The organism is Streptomyces triticirhizae (genome assembly GCF_003696235.1).
In the GTDB taxonomy this organism is placed as follows: domain Bacteria; phylum Actinomycetota; class Actinomycetes; order Streptomycetales; family Streptomycetaceae; genus Streptomyces; species Streptomyces triticirhizae.
This window is the reverse complement of sequence record NZ_RFFJ01000339.1, coordinates 1-3,147: the sequence shown is the minus strand read 5'-3', so window position 1 is coordinate 3,147 and position 3,147 is coordinate 1. Positions and strand designations below refer to the sequence as shown.

At 73.3% G+C, this 3,147-nt stretch carries 3 protein-coding genes and 2 pseudogenes; all 5 read right to left on the bottom strand.

All coding sequences use genetic code 11. From position 1 onward, the window contains the following. Positions 1–1,355, bottom strand: a 1,355-nt coding sequence (locus EBN88_RS29295) for a cytochrome P450 (RefSeq protein WP_199742535.1), incomplete at its 3' end; no start/stop codon positions are given. Between the two features lie 122 nt (positions 1,356–1,477). Next, positions 1,478–2,107 (bottom strand): annotated as a pseudogene (locus EBN88_RS29290) (GTP-binding protein); the annotation flags it as partial. Beyond that, the gene (locus tag EBN88_RS29285) at positions 2,088–2,483 is read right to left on the bottom strand and encodes a DUF742 domain-containing protein (RefSeq protein WP_226961495.1); all 396 of its coding nucleotides are present in this window, start codon (positions 2,481–2,483) and stop codon (positions 2,088–2,090) included. The pseudogene EBN88_RS29290 and the gene EBN88_RS29285, both read right to left, overlap by 20 nt. After that, positions 2,480–2,869, bottom strand: coding sequence for a roadblock/LC7 domain-containing protein (locus EBN88_RS29280; protein WP_122400016.1), 390 nt, complete (start codon positions 2,867–2,869; stop codon positions 2,480–2,482). Before EBN88_RS29280 ends, EBN88_RS29285 begins: the two co-directional genes overlap by 4 nt. 98 nt (positions 2,870–2,967) lie before the next feature. Then, positions 2,968–3,147: pseudogene (locus tag EBN88_RS31020) on the bottom strand (ATP-binding protein); the annotation flags it as partial.

Sequence of the window (3,147 nt, the reverse complement as noted above, 5' to 3'; positions counted from 1 at the left end):
GGCGGCCGGGGCCGCTGCCGCCCCGGCGCCGACCTGCGGCCCGGCGCCGGCGGCACCAGCGGAATCCGCTCGGCGCGGGCCCGTGGCGTGAACTCGACGGGCAGCGCCACCAGATGGCGCGACCAGGTGGAGGCCGACCAGCTCAGCTCGTCGGGCTCCAGCGTCAGCCGCAGGTCGGGCAGCCGGGACAGCAGCACCTCGATCCCCGTCACGGTGATCGCCCGGCCGATGTCCTGGCCAGGGCACTCGTGCGGACCCGAGGTGAACGACAGGTGCGAACGGTTGCCGTGCATCGGCGCCCCGGGGGCCGGCCGGATCGCCGGATCGGCGTTGGCCGCCGCGAGCCCCAGAAGTAAGATGTCCCCCTTGCGGATGTTCTGTCCGCCCAACTCCACGTCGTCGCTGGCGAATCCGCCCGGGCACACCGAGATCGGCGGCTCGTCCCAGAGCACCTGCTCCACCGCCGCCGGCAGCGTCATCCGCCCGCCGTGCAGCGAGCCCCGGAAGCGGGGATGGGTGAAGACCACCCGCAGTGTGTTGACGATCAGGTTGGTGGTCGTCTCGTTCGCCGCGACCAGCACCAGCCGCAGATGGTGGAGCACCTCCTCGTCCGACAGGTCCGCCGGGTGCGCGATCAGCCAGGACGCCAGGTCGTGGCCCGGGGTCGCGTGCTTGGTGGCCACCAGCTCCGTCAGCGTCCGCTGGATGTAACGGTCCGCCGCGACCGCCTTCTCCGTGCCGATCAGCAGCTGTCGGCTGGCCTCCACCAGCCGGGGCCCCTCCTCCTCGGGCAGCCCCAGCACCACCGACAGCACCAGCATCGGCAGCTGCTGCGCGTACTGGCCGAGGATCTCGGCCCGGCCCTCGGTCGCGAACTGGTCGATCAACTGGTGCCCGTAGAGCTGCACATAGCGCCGCAGGCCGCGCCGGTCGAAGCGCTCCAGCGACTCGTTGACCGCCCCGCGCAGCCGCTGGTGCGTCCCGCCGTCCTGGTGGGTGCAGTCCGGGCCCCAGCGCAGCACCGGCGCGATGGGCGAGTCGGCGCCGATCTCGCCCCGCTGCCAGGGCGACCAGGCGCGGCCGTCCCTGCGGAAGCGGCGCGGGTTCCGCGTGACCTGGAGGATCTCGTTGTAGCCGAGCACCAGCCAGGCCGGCACGTCGCCCTCCAGCAACACCGGCGCGACCGGGCCGTGTTCGGTGCGCAGCCGCTCGTAGAGGCCCATCGGGTCGGCGGAGGCCGCGGACCCGTAGAGGCGCTGCACGCCCTCGGGCCCGGTGCCGGCGTGCGCCGGGCAGCCCGGCGGCGGGGTGCCCAACGAGGCGGGGGCGCGGGGTGGTTCGGGGGTGGTGGTCACGGTGCCTCCGAGGGGTGCGGGGGAGCGGCAACGGGCGAGGGCGCCGGGGCCGGGGAGTCCGGCGACGGTGCGGGGGAGCCAGGCGACGGGGCCTGGCCGGGCGGACGGTCCTCCGCCGCCCTGGCCTCCGTCGCGCGGGTGTACAGGTGGCGCAGCAGCGTCAGCAGCACCTCGCGGCTTGAGTCGAAGACCCGCGCGTCGCAGGTGACCACCGGCACCCCGGCCGGCAGGTCGAGGGCGTTCCGCAGCTCGGGCGCCGGGTGCAGCGGGGCGTCGGGGAAGGTGTTGACCGCCACCACGAAGGGCACGCCGCACTCCTCCAGACGGTCCATCGCCTGGAAGCTGTCCTCAAGGCGTCGGGTGTCGACCAGCACCACGGCGCCCAGCGCGCCCTCGATCACGCCGTTCCACAGGAACCAGAACCGCTGCTGCCCCGGGGTGCCGAAGAGATAGAGAACCAGCCGCTCGTTGAGCGTGATCCGGCCGAAGTCCATCGCCACGGTGGTCTCGGTCTTGCGCTCGATCCCCTCCAGGTCGTCGACGCCGGCGCCGGCCTGGGTCATGGTCTCCTCGGTGGTCAGCGGACGGATCTCGCTGACCGAGCCGACCATGGTGGTCTTGCCCACGCCGAAGCCGCCGACCACCACCACCTTGACCGACTGCTCGGCCGAGCTGGGCAACAGGTCCTCCTCGCGGGGACCTCCGGAGAACGCGGCGAGCCGCTCGGCGGAGTCAGAGTCGTTGTAGGCCATCGATCAGTGCCCTCAGGGTGTCGAGATCGGGATCGGCCGCGGCCTGGCGCTGGTCCACCCTGGTCTGCCTGACCTCCACCTGGGAGCTGTCCAGCAGGTCCATGAGCAGCACGGTCACCGCGCTGAACGGCAGGCCGAGATAGGCCGAGATCTCCGCGACCGAGATCGGGTAGCGGCACATCCGCAGCAGCGCGGCGTGCTCGGGGGACTGGCCGGCGTGCGGGTCGGCCCTGGCCACCACGAGGGTGACCAGGTCCAACGCCATGGCGTCGGCGGACTCGCTGCGGCCGCCGGTGACCACATAGAGCGGAACGGGCTGGTCGTCGTCCGGCTTCCGGCGGGCCGGCTCCTCCTCCGCCTCCTCGGGCACGGTCACGGCGCGGCCCGTTCCGGCGTCCTGGAACCGGTGGACAGGTGCTCGCCGATCCGCAGCACCAGGTCGCGCATCCGGTGGCTGATCAGCCCCGGGTCCACCTCGGCGTCGGCCGTCACCGCGAGGTAGGACCGCTCGCCGGCCGACATCAGATAGAAGAAGCCGCCGGTCAGCTCCAGCAGCACCATCTTCACGTCGCCCTCGTCGCCGGGGAGTTCGGAGGCGATCGACTGGGCCAGGCTCTTGATCCCGGAGGCGGCGGCGGCCAGCCGGTCCCCGCTGTCCCGCTCGTCGCCGTGCTGCGCCATGCACAGCCCGTCTGCCGACAGCACCACGATGTGCCGGATACACGGGACGGAGGCGGCCAGGTCCCTGAGCATCCAGTCCATGTCCTTGAACCGACGCTGTGTCACGTGCTTCTCACCTTGTCTCGGAGGTTGCCGACGTTGCCGACGTGATCGGGGGTCTTGGGGCGCGCGCGGCCGGGTCAGGGGCTCGGGCGCTCGGCCTCGCCGGGACCCGGGCCGGGGTCGTCGGCGGGAGGAGACCCCTCGGGCTCCGCCCTGATCCCGGCGAAGAACGCGTCCACCCACAGGCCCGACTCCCGGCGCTCCGGCGCGGGCCGGCGCTGGGCCGGCGCGGCCGGGGCCGTGGCCGCCGGCGCGTG